Consider the following 16,549-nt stretch of genomic DNA (forward strand, 5'->3'; position numbering starts at 1 on the left):
CCAGCGATTCTGATCGCGAGAGTGGGAAAATATGTAGGACTGGGGAATAAAACCAAGATTTGCGAGTCGGACGTTTCTTCACGTTCATCATCAAGTCATGATACTAGGAGAAGGGCAAAAAAAATGTCAAGGTAACCTCATACGCCAAGCATGCTGCCAGGCTGTTTTTATTCATGACTTTACAAAAATCGCATATCGACTATATAATTCAAAGACCTCCTAATAATTATTCTATTCTTACAAACCGTAGACTTCCTGCCCATTCGTCGAGCGCATATCATGGCAAAGGCCCACAACTTCTCTGGCGAGTATGGCCAATCAATGTTCCTTGTCTAGGTTTCCATCATTGTAACCATTAACCATTGTGTTTTTACCATGAAGTACGCCGAGCCGGGGAAGGTGTTAGAGCAGCGGTCCCATGAAGCCGGTCGCTGGAAACATGAATGAACGGCTGGTGGCGTCGAATTGTTGATTCAGGGAGACGTTTGAGCTTTCTCGATGCCAAGAGGGTTCTTACGAGCTGTCTTGTGGGGATCGTGTTATCTGCCGGGGTTGTGACATCACCGACGCGTGCATGGGGGGAAACCACTCGTATTCGAGCGATCGATATCGAGGGAGCCCAGCACATTGAAGCGCAAGCCATCGCATCCAAATTGACGCTGAAGATTGGCGAGCCGTTCATCCCTCAGAAAATCCGGACAGAGATTCAACGTATTTATGGAATGGGATTTTTTGAAGATGTTCAGGTCGAGACGACTAAATTCTCCGATGGAATTCAGGTGACGTTCCACGTCAAAGAAAAGCCCTTCAATGTTGAGACGGTGTTTGACGGAAATCACGAATTATCTGAAGACACCCTCAAAGAAAAAGTTACGGTACAAAGTCAGGTATTCCTGGACCAAGAGCAAGTCAACACCAGTGCCGAAAATATTCGTCAAGCCTACCAAGATGAAGGCTATTATCACGCATCCGTCATCCCGGTTATTGAGGTCATCGGGGAAAATCGCGATCGTTTGACATTTTTCATTCAAGAAGGCCCGCAGGCTCATATCAAACATGTCACCTTTGAAGGCCGAAGCGTCGTGTCGCGAAAGGAATTACTGGGGGGGATGGCGACACGTGAGTGGTCTCTTCCCTGGTCCTGGTTTACGGATGCCGGGATTCTCAAGAAAGAGGAAATCCCTAACGATGTTGAGCGGATCAAAGAGGCCTACATGAACAGGGGCTATCTGGACGTTCAAGTCGGGACGCCATCGATTACGCTCGATGACAATAAAGAATCATTTGATGTGAATTTCCCCATTGTTGAGGGCGAGCCCTACATCGTGAGTCGAGTGACGTTCAAAGACAACACTGTTTTTACGGATAAAGAATTGAAAGAGGGGCTGTCCATTCATTCAGGAGAAGTGTTCCAACGAGCCAAAGTTCGGGAAGAAATTACTCGATTGACAGACCTCTATGGGGAGCGGGGGTACGCGTTTGCGGAGCCGATACCTTCTATTCAACCTGACCCTGAGAGTCGGAGCGCAGAGATTGTGTTCACGATCAAAGAAGGGGAGTTAATTCGCATCCGTAATATTCAAATCACGGGAAATAATAAAACTCGTGACAATGTGATTCGTCGGGAGTTGCGAGTCGATGAACGCGATATGATCGATTCTGTGGCCATGAAGCGGAGTTTTGAACGTTTAAATAATCTCAACTTTTTCGAAACCGTTGAAATTTTGCCAGAACAGATTAGTGACGGAGAAGTTGACCTGGAAGTCAAGGTGAAAGAGAAGCCAACCGGATCATTCAGCGTCGGCGGAGGGTTTAGCACCCTTGATCAATTCACGGCGATTGCAGACATTACTGAAGGCAATCTTCTGGGGCTTGGGTATACGGCAAGAATTCGAGGGCAGGTTGGAGGACGCAGAACTTTGGGGGTGCTGACATTTCGGAATCCCGCTTTGTACGATGGATTGACGTCCATGCAGATTGATGGATTTCAGACGAACACAGACTTTGTCACCTACCGTGAGAAGAAAACGGGTGGGAATATTACGTTCGGCCGTGCCTTTTCCGAATACATTTCCGGAAACTTCACGTTGGTTGGGGAGCGCATTCGAATTTCGCATCCGCGTTCGGATGCCCCTGAACTGATCCTCGATCAGGTTGGCACGCAGACGACGACCGGATTTAGAACCGCCTTGTTTCGAGATTCACGTGATTTTTATCTGGACCCGAGATCGGGAACACGGGTCGGGGTTAACGCGAGTTTTGGTACCGAGCTGCTCGGGGGAACGAACGATTTTTACTCATTTGCGTTTGACGCACTGAAGTACACACCGTTGCCGTTCTGGGATCTTCGTATCGCCACGCGGGGACGGGTCGGTCTAGCTAAAGGATACAATGGGGATGCCGTGCCATTATCTGAATTATTCTTCGTCGGAGGCATTAACACGGTCAGAGGTTTTAAATTTGGACGAGCCGGTCCGGTAACGTCAAGAGGAACGCTGGTCGGAGCCACTAAACAGCTCATTTTTAACGTGGACTTGATTTTTCCGGTGTTGCCTGAAGCCAAGTTCAATGGCGTGGTGTTCTTCGATTATGGTGAGGGATTTTCGGAAACTCATTTTTTTAAGATATGTTGCAACCTCAGGCCGACGACTGGTCTTGAAGTGCGGTGGATTTCTCCTTTCGGACCTCTTCGTGCTGCGTATGGAATACCGTTATCCAGAAGAAATGGAGAGAAAAAGGGTGTGTTTGAATTTTCAGTGGGCTCTGTATTTTAGGAATACACGTATGGGGAGTTCTACAAGTTATGGATAGGTCTTCCATCGAATATCTTATCCCGTGCCAAACGATGGTCAGACTCTGGCTCGTTGCTGGCCTTTTGGGGCTGGTGAATATTACGGGTTGCACGACGATGAGTCCGGCTATCGAAACTCGCTCAACGGTTGCCGTCGTGGATTTTCAGCGCGTGATCGAGGAGACGAGCACTGGAAAGTCCCTTAGAGAGTCGTTTGATGCCTTTGTGAAGGACCGACAAGTGCTACTTGAACTTGAGCAGCAAGAAATTCAAAAATTGCGGAATGATCTCTTGAACCAGGGAAGCGTGCTGAGCGAAGCGGCGAGACAGCAACGGGAAGAAAAGTTTCAACGTCGTGTTCGGGAGTATCAGATCAAAGAAGCGGAACTGTCACGTGAGCTCCAAGAAAAACAGCAGGAACTCATGCTCGAATTTCGCACGGCTGTCAAACGGGTGATTGCAACCCTTGCTGAAGAACGTGGGTATGATATGGTGGTTGAATATGGAGAACGATCATCGACTCTGTATCATCGTCCTCAATTGGATATCTCTGATGAGATCATTGAGGCTATTGATCAAGATGCCTTGTGAGTGTGAAGCCCCTAGGGTGTCGTGATGTGTCCATGAGAATGCTAGACAAAATTCTCGCTGATATTCGCACTGTTCTCATCTATCCACTGTTAGGGAAGGAGTGTAATCGTGGCTGGCGTTGACATCACTGCTCAAGAAATCCTCTCTATTCTTCCTCATCGGTATCCGTTTCTCTTGGTCGATAAAATTATCGAGTATGAAGCTGGTCGACGCATTGTCGGCCTAAAAAATGTGACGTGTAACGAACCCTATTTCCCCGGGCACTTCCCTGGACAACCGGTCATGCCCGGGGTGTTGCAATTGGAAGTGATGGCCCAAGTGGGCGCGATTTTGGCCTTAAAAGATGCGGAAGGAGAGCGGCGGCGGATGGTCTACCTGACAGGGGTTGACAAGGCCAAATTCAGAAAGCCCGTTTTCCCAGGTGATCAACTTCGAGTGGAAGTGGAGCTACTCAAGCATAAGGCCGCGTTTTGGAAGATGCAGGGGAGAATCGTGATTCAGGCCGCGCTGGTCTGTGAAGCGGAAATGACGGCAGTGGTCACTGACGAGCCTACATCCTAGGTTTTTCATCTCTCATCGGAGTTTGCCACAATGAGTATCCATCCCACAGCGGTGGTTCATCCCAAGGCCGAGTTGGAAGAGAATGTCAGTATTGGCCCATACTGTGTGGTTGGGGAGCACGTGCGGCTTGGTGACGGGACCGAGTTAGTCTCTCATGTCACGATCGAAGGCCATACCGATATCGGCAGACGGTGTAAGCTCTTTCCGTTTTCCTCGATCGGGTCCCCCCCGCAGCATCTTCAATATCAGGATGAACCGACCCGAGTGGTCATCGGAGATCACAATATTTTTCGTGAATATGTCACAGTGAATCGTGCGACGAGTTTTGGCGGTGGCGTCACGAGGATCGGGCATCATAATTTTCTGATGGCCTACGTGCATATCGCGCATGATTGTGACTTGGGCGATCACATCGTCATGGCCAACGCGGCGACATTGGCCGGCCATATCTCCATCGGCCATCATGCTGTGATCGGGGGGCTGGTCGGCGTGCATCAATATGTGCGTATCGGGGACTATGCCATGGTTGGGGGGTGCTGTGCGGTCTCGCGGGATGTGCCGCCATTTATGAGGGCGGCCGGGGGGTATCCAGCCCGTCTGTTCGGGGTCAACTCTATCGGGCTGCGTCGGCATAAATTTGGCACGAAGCGAATCTCGGTCATTAAAGAAGCTTATAATTTACTGTTCCGGCAGCAGTATCGTTTGAATGAAGCGGCCAAAATCGCCCGTTCACAATATGAACACAGTCAAGATGTGTTGCAACTCCTCACCTTTATTGAAAGCTCCAGACGCGGGATAAGTCGTCCGGGAAAACAAGGCGATGAGCATGAAGAGAATCTTCTGTAGTCGGCCGTGTATGAAGAAATGACAAAGGTCAGGCCACCGTGTCGATAAGCATGGCCCGAAATGAACGAATCGGACTGATCGCCGGGAGTGGCCGTTTCCCCATCATTTTTGCTGAAAATGCCCGTCGACTCGGCTACACCGTGTCAGCCGTGGCTCATATCGGAGAGACCGCGCCTGAACTTGAACAGGCGGTCGAGCGGATTCATTGGATCAAGATTGGTCAACTGAATAAAATCATCAATGCTTTCAAAAAAGACAATATCCATCAAACGGTCATGCTTGGAGGGGTACAAAAGACACATGCCTTCTCGACGCTCCGGCCGGACCTTCGTACGTTGGCAGTACTGGCACGGTTGAAAAATTGGAACGATGATGGAATTTTGCGGGGTATCGCCGAGGAACTTGAAAGCGAAGGGATTACCATTTTGGAGTCGACCTTTGGGTTGGACAACATCCTTGTCGAGGCCGGTCCGATGACCAGACGGGAACCGACGAAGAAAGAATGGCAGGATATTCAATTTGGATGGAACGTGGGATATCATATTGGACACTTAGACATCGGACAATGTGTGGTCGTGAAGAATCGATCAGTCGTAGCGGTAGAGGCGGCTGAGGGCACTGACCAAGCCATTCAACGTGGAGGAGCGTTGGCACAGGGTGGCGCAGTGGTCGTCAAGCGCTGCAAGCCCACTCAAGACTTGCGTTTTGATCTTCCAGCGATCGGCCCCATGTCCATCCAGTCCATGATTCATGCAAAAGCCTCTGTCCTCGCGTTAGAAGCCCGACGAACGGTGATTCTCGATCGTGACCTCGTTCTTGAGCAGGCGAATGCCCATCGTATCGCCATTGTCGGAGTCAACGGTGCTGGTGACCGATTGAGTCTTGAATGAATCGACTCTCAGGACTGCCGAGAAACAGGGCAGAGGCTTTGAGCCGATTCCCCTCGTTACATTGAAAGTGATTGTCTAGCGATGAATCAACTCAGAGTTGGGGTGATTGGAGTTGGGCATCTTGGACGACATCACGCCAGGATCTACTCTTCCCTTTCAGATGCAGACCTTGTTGCCATCGTTGATATTGATCAAGCGCGTGGACGGGCGATCGCTGAAGAATTTGCCGTCCCCTTTTACCAACACTTCCAACACATGTTGTCGAAGGTTGATGCTGTGAGTGTAGCTGTCCCCACTTCTCAGCATTTCGCGGTTGTCCGAACTTGTTTGGAAGCCGGGGTGCATGTTCTCGTCGAAAAGCCGATCACGACGAATGTCCCAGATGGTGAACGGCTGGTTTCGCTGGCCAAGGACCAAGGTTGTATTTTGCAGGTTGGGCATGTGGAACGGTTTAACCCAATCATGGAACTCGTGCGCCCCTTGATTCATGAGCCAGGGTTTCTCGAATGTCACCGGTTAAGTCCGTTTCAACCTCGTGGAACCGATGTTGATGTCGTTCTGGACTTAATGATTCACGACCTGGATATGGTGCTCTCGTATGATCTCGGGGCGGTGGTTTCAGTGGAGGCTTCTGGCTTAGCGGTCTTGACTGAGCAAATTGACATTGCGAATGCCAGAATCAGGTTTGAGAAGGGAGCCGTGGCGACATTTACGGCGAGCCGTATCTCTACCGGTCGGCTTCGAAAGTGCCGGATTTTTCAGTCTCGCGCATATCTTTCGATTAATTACCAAGAACGGCAAGCGACGATTCACCGTCGAAATGGAAGAACCGGAGAAAAAGCCTGTGTTGAAACCGAACAATTTTCCGGCTCAGAGGATGAGCCTCTTCAACGGGAGCTCCTCGCCTTCCTTAACACCGTCAGACATCAGTCGACTCCGCTGGTTTCCGGCGAGGACGGTGTGGCCTCTTTGGGACTGGCGCATCAAATCGTAACGAAGATTCATCTGTCAACTCCTGTCGTATGAACATCTGACGAGCATGATTGATTCCTCGCGTTCTTTCAATGTCATGAACAGGAAGCCTCGTATACTCATTCTCACTGGGGAGGCTTCCGGAGACTTGCACGGAGGAAATTTGGCAAAGGCTCTTCAGCAGTTATGTCCGGGCATTCACATCACAGGGGTCGGCGGAGCTCATATGTTAGCTGCCGGCGTGAACTTGCTTCCTGGTATCGATCGGGTGGACGCGATCGGTTTTCCGGGTGTGAAGCAGTTGTGGCAGGGAATGCGGACATTGCAGCGTTTGAAGAACATCATTAGGGAAGAGCCGTATGATGCCATTGTTTTCATCGACAGTCCTGGCATGAACCTGCGTTTGGCAAAAGTTGCAGCCAAAGCGAAGCAGCAGGTGATCTATTACATTGCGCCTCAAATCTGGGCGTGGGGAAAGCGTCGTTTGAAAGTCATCCAGCAGTCCGTGAGCCGGATGATCGTCATTTTTCCCTTTGAAGAAGAACTCTACCGAAAGGCAGGCGTCCCCTGTAGCTTTGTCGGTCACCCTCTTTTGGATACGATGGAACCTTCGTATCAACGATCGGCCGTAAGGGAACGATTGACCCTTCCGGCGGAGTCTCGAGTTTTAGGTCTTTTGCCTGGAAGTCGGGAGCACGAAGTCCTCAGATGTTTGCCCACGATGTTGGAAGCGGCATGGGAAACGAGGAAGGCTTTTCCCAAATTGCACATCATTATCGCGAGATCCGCGTCTGTGTCAGAAGACATCATTCATGGTATGGTCAGTCAATATAAGAGCCTGCAAGTCTCGGTCGTCGATCATCAATCTAATGAGGTCATGGCTGCGTCGGATTTGTTGTTTGTGGCTTCTGGAACCGCGACTCTACAGGCGGCGGTCATCGGCACTCCGATGTTTATTTTGTACAGAGTTTCATGGTTGACGTATGTGATCGCTCGCCAGGTGATCAAGATTCCGTATATTGGGCTGGCCAACATCGTGGCTGGCCGTCTCATTGCGCCAGAGTTCATTCAAGAGGAGATGACCGTAAAACGATTGGTGCCGGAAGCGATACGTTTATTGCGGGATCCTCAGCTACTTCAACACATGCGCGACCAGTTTCAGGACGTTCGCGCGGCTCTAGGGAAACCGGGGGCGTCACGTCGGGCGGCTGAATGTGTGTTGACTGAGGTGCAAGGGTGAGCATCTTTTTTCGGCTCCTGACCTACGTGCGGGCCTATCGGTTCCGGTTGATCCTGGCGTTGCTGTGTTCCGTCGGCGTGGCCGGACTACAGGCCATGTACGCCTGGTTGGTACAACCCCTGATGGATGGAATTTTTATCGAGCAGGATGAATACGTGTTCCAGGTTTTACCGGTCATTATACTCGGCGTAGCGTTATTGAAGGCGAGTTTTGCCTATGGACAGGCCTATTGTATGAGTTATGTCGGTAATTGGATCGTCGCGGATGTTCGTCATCAGTTGTTCGTCCAGGTTGTGCGCTTGCCGGTTAAATTTCATGATTCGAACGCGTCAGGACGGTTGGTGGCTCGGGTGCTCAATGATGTGAATGAAATGGCCAATGCGATCCCAAGCATCATGAAAGATCTCTTTCAGCAAGGCTTGACCTTTGTGGCGCTTATGGGGGTCGTGTTTTATCAAAATTGGAAATTGGCGACGATCATGCTATTGATTATTCCCGCGTCCGCGCTCGTGATTGTCCGTCTCGGAAAACGTTTACGCAAACTCGCGACACGCGGCCAAGAAAGCATGGGCGATATGGCTTCGGTGCTGAAAGAGACCTTCACTGGCATTCGATTGGTGAAAGCTTATGGAGGAGAGGAGTCGGAAACTCAGAAATTTGACCGGACCAATCATGCGTACCGATCAGCGAGTCAAAAGGCCGCTCAGGTGTCCGCTCTCTCGTCTCCACTCATGGAAATCATCGGGGTCACAGGCACCGTCATCATCACATGGTACGGGGGATATTTGATCAGTGTCGGGGCCATGACCCCAGGCGAGTTTTCTTCTTTCTTTGCCGCCATGTTCATGGCGTATGCGCCGATCCGCCGTTTGTCTGGGGCGAATCATGCCATTCAACGGGCACTCGCGGCCTCGAAACGAGTGTTTGATGTTCTGGACCTTGAGAATGAATGCGATCGTGATCATGGAAAAGAGTCACTGCCGAGCATTACCCGGTCGTTAGAGTTTCGAGATGTGTCGTTTTCTTACGAAAGCTCCAAAGAGCCTGCTCTACGCCATGTCTCTCTGAAGGTCCAGGCCGGAGAAATTGTCGCGTTGGTCGGCAGCAGCGGAAGCGGTAAATCGACACTCGTGAGTTTGGTCCCCCGATTTTATCGGCCCACTGACGGCATGATTCTGATCGATGGTCAAGATATCCGTGAGGTCGATCGAAGATCGTTGCGAAGACAGATTGGGATTGTGTCCCAGGAAACCGTGCTCTTTGATGACACGATCCGGAATAACATCGCGTATGGTCGTCCCAGCGCGAGTGCCCAGGAGATTCTCGAAGCCTCCCAATCCGCGTTTGCCTGGGAGTTTATCGAACGACTCCCTAACGGATTTGATAGCCGTGTGGGGGAGGATGGTGTCAAGCTTTCAGGCGGACAGCGTCAACGGCTTGCGATCGCACGAGCGATTTTGCGTGATCCTCCGATTTTGATCCTCGATGAAGCGACGTCAGCATTAGACTCAGAGTCGGAAAAACTCGTCCAGGCGGCTTTGACGAATCTGATGCGTCATCGGACGACTCTCGTGATCGCTCACCGTCTCTCGACCGTACAACATGCGAATCGTATCGTTGTGCTCGAGCGAGGAGAAATCGTCGAAGTGGGTACACACGCGCAATTGCTTCAGTTTGGCGGTGCGTACACGCGGTTGTACCATACCCAGTTCGAACAGACTATGATGGGAACATTGGAGCCGAATACGGTTTAGTGATGCGGCTGACGAATCGAATGACTTTGCGGTTGGCTCCGAAGTTTGGCGCCTGGCTGATTCAATGGCTCGGTCGTTCGTTGGAGATAAGCAGACAGGGAGAAGAGCCTGTGCTCGACCTGTATCGGAATGGTCAGTCGATGATTTTTGCGTTTTGGCACGGTCGACAATTGATGATGCCATGTGTGTATCGCGGGCGCAAGGCATATGTCTTGATCAGTCAACACCGCGATGGTGAGCTGATTCACCGGCTCATCGGTCGATTAGGGTTTCGGTCCGTTCGCGGATCGACGACGCGTGGTGGAACGGCTGCCTTGCGAGATTTGATTCGGTATGGACGGGAAGGGGTGGACCTGGTCGTGACCCCGGATGGGCCCCGGGGGCCAAAATGGAAGGTCCAGCAAGGGGTCGTGTTTTTGGCCAAGTTGACCGGGTTACCCATTGTTCCCGTTACGGTGGCCTATTCAAAAAAAAACTCTTCTCCAGTTGGGATCAGTTCGTGATCCCCTATCCTTGCGCTCGTGCCCTGTTCATGTGGGGAAAGCCCATATGGGTCGATAAACATGCTTCACGGAAATCGTTAGAAGCCAAGCGGGTTGAACTCGAACGGACGTTGCTTCAGCTGACGAATGAGGCAGACGAAGCCGTCATGCTTCGGAAGGGAAAAACATGAACGACATCATGTGAGGCCTGCATCGGCGCCATACGTGATCTTACGTGAATGTCGACCCTGATGAGAGAGAAAGTGCGTGGGATACCTTTTGTACAATATCCTTCTTTGGCTTGCGTCTCCCTTCATTATCTTGACGTTACTCGCCAAGCCACGCTGTCGTCGTGGCCTTGCCCAACGGTTGGGCCGTGTTCCAAAACATCTTCGAGATCTTGGCGCTCCAATCATGTGGGTTCATGCCGTGTCACTTGGAGAGGTGACCGCAGCCGTTCCGCTCGTCAAAAGCCTTCACCAACAATACCCGAATTATGTCTTTATCGTGTCCACCGTGACCGAGACCGGTCGTGAAGCTGTTGAGCAGCGATTAGCGGGGGTGGCTCATCATGCGTATGGACCGTTGGATTTTCCATGGGCCGTGAATGCGTATGTTCGGCATTTGGGTCCTGTGGCCTATCTGTTCGTCGAAACGGAGTTGTGGCCGAATTTGTTGCGAACAATGTTCCGGCGACAGATTCCGGCTATCATGGTGAATGGACGGCTTTCCACCGATTCGTTCGAGCATTACCGGTATGTCAAAAAATTCATGGAGCAAGTGTTGTCCTGCATCACTCTCTTTCTTATGCAATCAGAACGGGATGCCAAACGCATCAGGGAGCTGGGAGCCAAAGCTGAGTCGGTGCATGTCACTGGGAATATGAAATTCGATTTATGCGGTCCTGAACAAACCGATTATCCGTTGCCTGCCTTACGGGATCAGTTAGGTCTACAAGAGCATGAACGTCTTTTTATCGCCGGAAGCACTCACCCCGAAGAGGAGGATCAGCTTCTTCGATGTTATAAACGTGTATGTAAAACGATTCCCTCATTGGTTTTATTGATAGCCCCCCGGCATATTGAACGGATCTCCGAAGTCGAGGCAACGGTGTTACGGCATGGCTTTCCGTGTCTGCGAAAGAGTCAGCTCGCGGACAAGTCTCAGGAATCCTTTCCTTCTAAGGCCCCGCGAGTGATTCTACTGGATACCCGAGGAGAGCTCGCGAGTCTGTATGCGTCGGGATGGGTCGCGTTTGTGGGCGGCACCTTAGTCCCTGTCGGAGGACATAATTTGCTGGAGCCGGCTCAGTTGGGAATCCCTGTGTTGTATGGCCCGTACACCGATCATTGTGCTGAAAGCGCCAAAATCTTACGTGAGGCCGGCGGTGGGATCGAAATTCATGATGAAGAAGAATTGGCTGCCACGCTCATTGAGGCCTATCACGTAACGGCCTGGTGTGCGACAGTGGGGCAAGCTGCTCGACAGGCTGTAGAGATGCATCGCGGCGTCGTCCAGAAAAATCTGGCCTTGCTCGGATCACGGATTTCTTCCCCAACCACAGAGTCTGCCGAGGTTTCTTCTCGTGTCTCGTCAAGTCAATCCAATGTGATTGTGTCGTGATGTGGTCCGGTCATCCGAATATGAGCATTGATCACGGTGTCCAGTTCAGCAGAACCTTTTCTTGGCTTCAGCGTCATGCATCGTCATTCCTGAGCGTCCTGAGCATTCCGTATGGTTGGGCTGTGCACGCAAGAGGGAAATTCTATGACGACGGGTGGTTGACTTCTCGACGGCTTCCTTGTCCGGTCATTAGCGTCGGAAATCTCACGGTAGGTGGTACGGGGAAAACTCCGATGGTCATGTGGCTGGCCAATTGGTTACGCGCTCGGGGGCAACGAGTGGGAGTGCTTAGCCGTGGCTATCGTCGAAAAAGTACGGCGGAACGCTTGCTCGTCTCTGATGGCGAGACCTGTCTGGTTGAGGCTGATGAAGCTGGCGATGAGCCGTATTTGATAGCCCGAAACTGTCCTGGGGTCGTGGTGGCCGTCGGCAAGAATCGATATGACGTTGGGCGATGGGTGTTTGACCAGATGCATATCGACTGTTTTATCCTTGATGATGGATTTCAGCATTTACGTCTCTATCGTGATTGTGATTTTCTGCTCATCGATGCGCTCGACAAGAAAGGGATTCAGGGCCTATTGCCTCGAGGACGTCTTCGTGAGCCTGTGCAGGCCGCACGACGGGCCTCGGCCATACTGGTCACACGGGCCGATCAAGCGTCGAACCTCACGGAGTTCCTGCTTTCCCTTCACTCGGAAATTCCAAAAGACTTTCCATCCATTCTGGTTCGATTCGACTGCCAATTTGTCAGACATGTGAAAACAGGCGAGAGCCGTTCAACGGAATGGCTCATGGGAAAACGAGTCGTACTCGCGTGTGGAATCGGCAATGCTCTGTCATTTCGTCGAACGGTCGACTGTCTCAACGTGAGCATCATTAATGTCTTGGAGTTTCCCGACCACGTGACCTACACCGATGATCGTATTGAACGTATTCGAAAACTGGCGAGACGAGAGAAGGCTGATCTTGTCTTGACCACGGAAAAGGATGGAGTCAAACTAGCTCCATATCTCGCTGAGCTGGAGCAGTGGTGGGCCGTGACTCTCGAAGCGGTCTTTGAAGAAGGGGGAGAACACGCGGAAGATTTATTGACTCGTCTTCCGCTCAATTTTCAACGTCATGCATGAGAGGGACTCGCACGGTTTTCCGAATTCTTTCTGTCTATGTCGAAGACGTACGTGAGCAAAGAACGCATTGATCATATCGTCATTCGGGCTCCGAACTGGGTTGGAGATTCGGTGATGTGTACCCCAGCATTGATGGACGTCCGAGAATATTTTACTAATGCGACGATTGTCTTATGGGCACGACCAGCGATCGCAGAAATGCTACAAGATCATCCGGCTCTTGACCGCGTGTTAGTATACGATGATCACGGTGAGCATGCTGGGTTTGGGGGGAAACTCCGATTCATTCGTGAGTTAAGATCTTTCCACTTCCAGCTCGCGATTCTTTTCCAGAATGCGTTTGAGGCGGCGTTCCTGACAAGGCTGGCTGGAATACCACACCGATGGGGATATGCGACGGACGGAAGGCGTGTGTTGCTCTCGAAGCCTATTGCCGTCTCGCACGGAAAACGAGGGACCCATCAAGTTCACTATTATCAAAATCTGGTCGAGCAAGCAGTTGGACGCAGTTCGGTCCGGAATCTTCATTTGCAGGTTTCAGCAAAAGACGAGATGGATGTCGATGAGCGGTTTCCTGAACTCGTTTCAAGACGACATGAGTATATTGTTGGCTTAAACCCGGGAGCCATGTATGGATCTTCTAAGCGGTGGCTGCCCGAACGGTTTGCTGAACTCGCTGATCGGCTGATGGCGCAGCTGCCTCGTGCGGGCCGTCACGATGCCACCGTGAAGTGTATCATCGTTGGTGGCGCCCATGAGGAAAAGCTGGCCCACACGATTGCTTCGTTGATGAAGGTTCGCCCGACAGTCCTTTCAGGGCAGACGACGCTTCGCGAGCTCATGGTCCTCATCAAGCGATGCGCTTTGTTCGTCACGAACGACACTGGACCAATGCATATCGCGGCTGCCTTGGATGTCCCGCTTGTCGCTATTTTCGGGTCCACGGACCCTCGCCATACGTCACCGTTTGGCATGGATGACGCGGTCGTGAGTCAGCCTGTGAGGTGTTCGCCCTGCTTTTTACGGTCTTGCCCGATTGATCACCGATGTATGACGCAGGTTTCTGTTGAGCAAGCTCTGGATATGGCGATGCAACAAGTTCGGGCAACGGTGATGAGTTAATATGCATCTGAATGGCGTGACGATATTCGTGGATCGGGATGGGACGTTAAACGAGGACCCTGGATATTTGAAACATCCCGCTGACCTGATACTGTACCCCGGAGTCGTCGAGGGAGTTGCGAGATTAAAGCAAGGCGGCTGTCAAGTCGTTCTTGTCACGAATCAATCAGGGATTGGCCGTGGGTTGTTGACCCGCACGGACTTACAGGCCGTTCATGAGAGACTGCAGGCCATGCTCAAGCAGGGTGGCGGAGAGCTGGATGGAATATTTTTCTGTCCTCACGTGCCGGACGCGGCGTGTGAGTGCCGTAAGCCGAAAACGGGCCTCATTCGACAAGCCGTTGAAGAGTTGGGGGTAGAGGTGATCCGGAGTTACGTCGTCGGCGATAAACGATGCGATATGGAGCTGGCGCATAATGCGGGCTCCATCGGGGTGCTCGTCTCAACGACCCCTGTCAGTCAAGAGGCCATCGACGCGGCTTCACGTGGACTGTTCTCTATCGAAAAAAATACCCGCAGTTTTGTCGAGGCTGTTGATTGGATCCTGCATGATGCCAAGACGAGACCGTGGAATGATCCGATCCCTCGATTGCATGAGTAGTTCGGGAGCCCATTTTTGGTATAAACATGTATGACCTTGACGCCTGAGCGCATACTCATTCTCAAACCCAGTTCTTTGGGCGATATCGTCCATGCTCTTCCCACTCTTGCTTCCCTGCGTCAACGCTTTCCCAATGCCTATCTTGCATGGTTAGTCAAAGAGGAGTGGGCTGAACTCCTCGACGGCAACCCGGACTTGGATGAAGTTCTCTCCGTCAAGTTCAGTTTGAAGACGTGGTCGTCGATCGTTCAACGTGTCCGGGCGAAAAAGTTCGATGTCGTCATCGATCTTCAAGGTCTGTTTCGAACGGGAGCGCTGGCAGCATTGTCGGGGGCGTCTGAGCGTGTGGGGTTTGCAATGGCAAGGGAAGGTAGTGCGTGGTTTTATACTCGACGTATTTTGCTGCCTGTCAAGGTAGACGGTCCCTGGCGACTCGTCGATATGCACGCGGTCGATCGAAATTTAACGATAGCCCGGTTTTTGGGTGCGGATGTATCCCGTCCCACGTTTTGCATTCCCGACTTCGAGGATGATCGAAGAGTTATACAGGAATATTTGGACAATGCCGGAGTTCGGGCAGACGACCAACTCATTGCGATTGCTCCAGTTTCTCGCGAAGAAATAAAGAATTGGCCGATTGAGCGATTTGCCTATGTTGCGGAACGACTTTGTCAGGAATCGAATCGAAAGGTGGTCTTACTTGGTTCTCCTTCACAACAGAAGATGGCAGAGGCCTTCTCCTCCCTTCCTCAACGGTCTTGCCTAAATCTGGTAGGAAAGCTACGAATCCGCCAAATTGGAAGTCTGCTGCGCCATGTACATCTGCTGATCGCCAACGATTCTGCTCCCGTTCATCTGGCGATGGCCGTCGGAGTACCGGTGCTGGGACTGTACGGGCCAACTCATGTTGATGCGACGGGACCGTATGGAACAGGACCCCATCGAATTTTGCATACAATGACGCCATGTCGTCCTTGTGGAAAGAAGGTCTGTCATCACGTCAATCAACATGAATGTCTTCTAGAGATCTCTGTTGACGAGGTCGTGCAGGCTGCCCATGAGCTGTTGTCCAATCGGCTAATGTCAGTACTTCAACGTCCATTAGACGGAGTCCGTTCATAATGGATCGTCTGGAGAGCGCTGCGCATCATCCTCGAGTGTCCGCCGTCGTCATTGCCTACAATGATGAGATGAATATGCGCGCATGTTTGGAGAGTGTGACCTGGGCCGATGAGATTATCGTTGTGGATTCGTTTAGCACCGATCGAACAGCCGCGATCAGTCGCGAGTTTACGGATCAGGTCTATCAACATGCCTTCGAGGGTTTTGGCCGATTACGCAATGAGGCGATAGCCCATGCGAGTTGTGACTGGGTGTTTAGTTTGGATACCGATGAACGGGCAACCCTCGAGGTCCGTGATGAAGTCCGTCGTCGTCTCGCGGAGGGTCCCGATGCTCAGGCATATTTCGTTCCGAGGTCCAATAATTTTCTGGGCCGATGGATCAAACATTGTGGGTGGTATCCCGATTATCGACAACCGCAGTTTTTCCACAAAGCACATTTTGAATATAAAGAGGACCTAGTGCATGAGAGCTTTACGGTCGATGGACGGGTCGGATATTTTTCGAGTCCTGTGAAGCAATATCCCTTTCGATCCATCGATCACTATTTTTCCAAGATGGATCGCTACTCTTCCTTAATGGCACAAGAGATGAAGAAACGAAGGCGTCGATTTTATCGGCATCAGTTGTTCACGCATCCGCTGTTTACCTTCTTGAAGATGTATATTCTGCGTCTTGGGATCCTGGACGGAAGACCTGGTCTTATTTTGTCGGGACTGTATGCGTACTATACGTTCGTCAAGTATGCGAAATTCTGGGAGCTGGACCTCCACGAGTCCGCCAAGCCGCATCACCCCTCCTAGAGTATCCGTCTTAAGGCTCAA

The 16,549-nt window shown here is 51.4% G+C and carries 16 protein-coding genes; all 16 read left to right on the forward strand.

What is annotated here, in order from left to right; translation table 11 throughout:
* The first annotated feature begins 443 nt into the window (after positions 1 to 443).
* Complete coding sequence (gene bamA / locus MRJ96_13120; GenBank protein MDR4502385.1) at positions 444 to 2,774, forward strand: outer membrane protein assembly factor BamA; 2,331 nt, start codon at positions 444 to 446, stop codon at positions 2,772 to 2,774.
* A 29-nt stretch (positions 2,775 to 2,803) separates the two neighbouring features.
* The gene (locus MRJ96_13125; protein MDR4502386.1) at positions 2,804 to 3,382 is read left to right on the forward strand and encodes an OmpH family outer membrane protein; all 579 of its coding nucleotides are present in this window, start codon (positions 2,804 to 2,806) and stop codon (positions 3,380 to 3,382) included.
* A gap of 108 nt (positions 3,383 to 3,490) precedes the next feature.
* The gene (gene fabZ, locus MRJ96_13130; protein MDR4502387.1) at positions 3,491 to 3,943 is read left to right on the forward strand and encodes a 3-hydroxyacyl-ACP dehydratase FabZ; all 453 of its coding nucleotides are present in this window, start codon (positions 3,491 to 3,493) and stop codon (positions 3,941 to 3,943) included.
* A 30-nt stretch (positions 3,944 to 3,973) separates the two neighbouring features.
* On the forward strand, positions 3,974 to 4,789 hold the full coding sequence (gene lpxA / locus MRJ96_13135) for an acyl-ACP--UDP-N-acetylglucosamine O-acyltransferase (protein ID MDR4502388.1): 816 nt from the start codon (positions 3,974 to 3,976) through the stop codon (positions 4,787 to 4,789).
* Positions 4,790 to 4,839: 50 nt separating this feature from the next.
* The gene (lpxI, locus tag MRJ96_13140; protein MDR4502389.1) at positions 4,840 to 5,679 is read left to right on the forward strand and encodes a UDP-2,3-diacylglucosamine diphosphatase LpxI; all 840 of its coding nucleotides are present in this window, start codon (positions 4,840 to 4,842) and stop codon (positions 5,677 to 5,679) included.
* Between the two features lie 81 nt (positions 5,680 to 5,760).
* Positions 5,761 to 6,705, forward strand: a complete 945-nt coding sequence (locus MRJ96_13145; GenBank protein ID MDR4502390.1) for a Gfo/Idh/MocA family oxidoreductase — start codon at positions 5,761 to 5,763, stop codon at positions 6,703 to 6,705.
* Between the two features lie 109 nt (positions 6,706 to 6,814).
* Positions 6,815 to 7,891 (forward strand): lipid-A-disaccharide synthase, encoded by a 1,077-nt coding sequence (gene lpxB, locus MRJ96_13150; GenBank protein MDR4502391.1) that lies wholly within the window; start codon positions 6,815 to 6,817, stop codon positions 7,889 to 7,891.
* Positions 7,888 to 9,645, forward strand: coding sequence for a lipid A export permease/ATP-binding protein MsbA (gene msbA / locus MRJ96_13155; GenBank protein MDR4502392.1), 1,758 nt, complete (start codon positions 7,888 to 7,890; stop codon positions 9,643 to 9,645). The genes lpxB and msbA overlap by 4 nt, the downstream gene beginning before the upstream one ends.
* 2 nt (positions 9,646 to 9,647) lie before the next feature.
* The gene (locus MRJ96_13160) at positions 9,648 to 10,148 is read left to right on the forward strand and encodes a lysophospholipid acyltransferase family protein (GenBank protein ID MDR4502393.1); all 501 of its coding nucleotides are present in this window, start codon (positions 9,648 to 9,650) and stop codon (positions 10,146 to 10,148) included.
* Positions 10,145 to 10,318 carry a hypothetical protein gene (locus MRJ96_13165; protein ID MDR4502394.1) on the forward strand — a complete coding sequence of 58 codons (174 nt, stop codon included), beginning with the start codon at positions 10,145 to 10,147 and terminating at the stop codon, positions 10,316 to 10,318. The genes MRJ96_13160 and MRJ96_13165 overlap by 4 nt, the downstream gene beginning before the upstream one ends.
* Positions 10,319 to 10,394: 76 nt before the next feature.
* Positions 10,395 to 11,750: a 3-deoxy-D-manno-octulosonic acid transferase gene (locus MRJ96_13170; GenBank protein ID MDR4502395.1), complete on the forward strand. Its 1,356-nt coding sequence runs from the start codon at positions 10,395 to 10,397 to the stop codon at positions 11,748 to 11,750.
* Between the two features lie 20 nt (positions 11,751 to 11,770).
* Complete coding sequence (gene lpxK / locus MRJ96_13175) at positions 11,771 to 12,880, forward strand: tetraacyldisaccharide 4'-kinase (GenBank protein MDR4502396.1); 1,110 nt, start codon at positions 11,771 to 11,773, stop codon at positions 12,878 to 12,880.
* A gap of 51 nt (positions 12,881 to 12,931) precedes the next feature.
* Entirely contained in the window at positions 12,932 to 14,002 is a 1,071-nt protein-coding gene (waaF, locus tag MRJ96_13180) for a lipopolysaccharide heptosyltransferase II (protein MDR4502397.1), read from the forward strand.
* A 1-nt stretch (position 14,003) separates the two neighbouring features.
* The gene (locus tag MRJ96_13185) at positions 14,004 to 14,603 is read left to right on the forward strand and encodes an HAD family hydrolase (GenBank protein MDR4502398.1); all 600 of its coding nucleotides are present in this window, start codon (positions 14,004 to 14,006) and stop codon (positions 14,601 to 14,603) included.
* A 30-nt stretch (positions 14,604 to 14,633) separates the two neighbouring features.
* Positions 14,634 to 15,725 carry a glycosyltransferase family 9 protein gene (locus MRJ96_13190; protein MDR4502399.1) on the forward strand — a complete coding sequence of 364 codons (1,092 nt, stop codon included), beginning with the start codon at positions 14,634 to 14,636 and terminating at the stop codon, positions 15,723 to 15,725.
* Positions 15,725 to 16,528, forward strand: a complete 804-nt coding sequence (locus MRJ96_13195) for a glycosyltransferase family 2 protein (GenBank protein ID MDR4502400.1) — start codon at positions 15,725 to 15,727, stop codon at positions 16,526 to 16,528. Before MRJ96_13190 ends, MRJ96_13195 begins: the two co-directional genes overlap by 1 nt.
* Positions 16,529 to 16,549: the final 21 nt, after the last annotated feature.

This window comes from Nitrospirales bacterium (assembly GCA_031315865.1).
Classification (GTDB): Bacteria; Nitrospirota; Nitrospiria; order Nitrospirales; family UBA8639; genus JAGQKC01.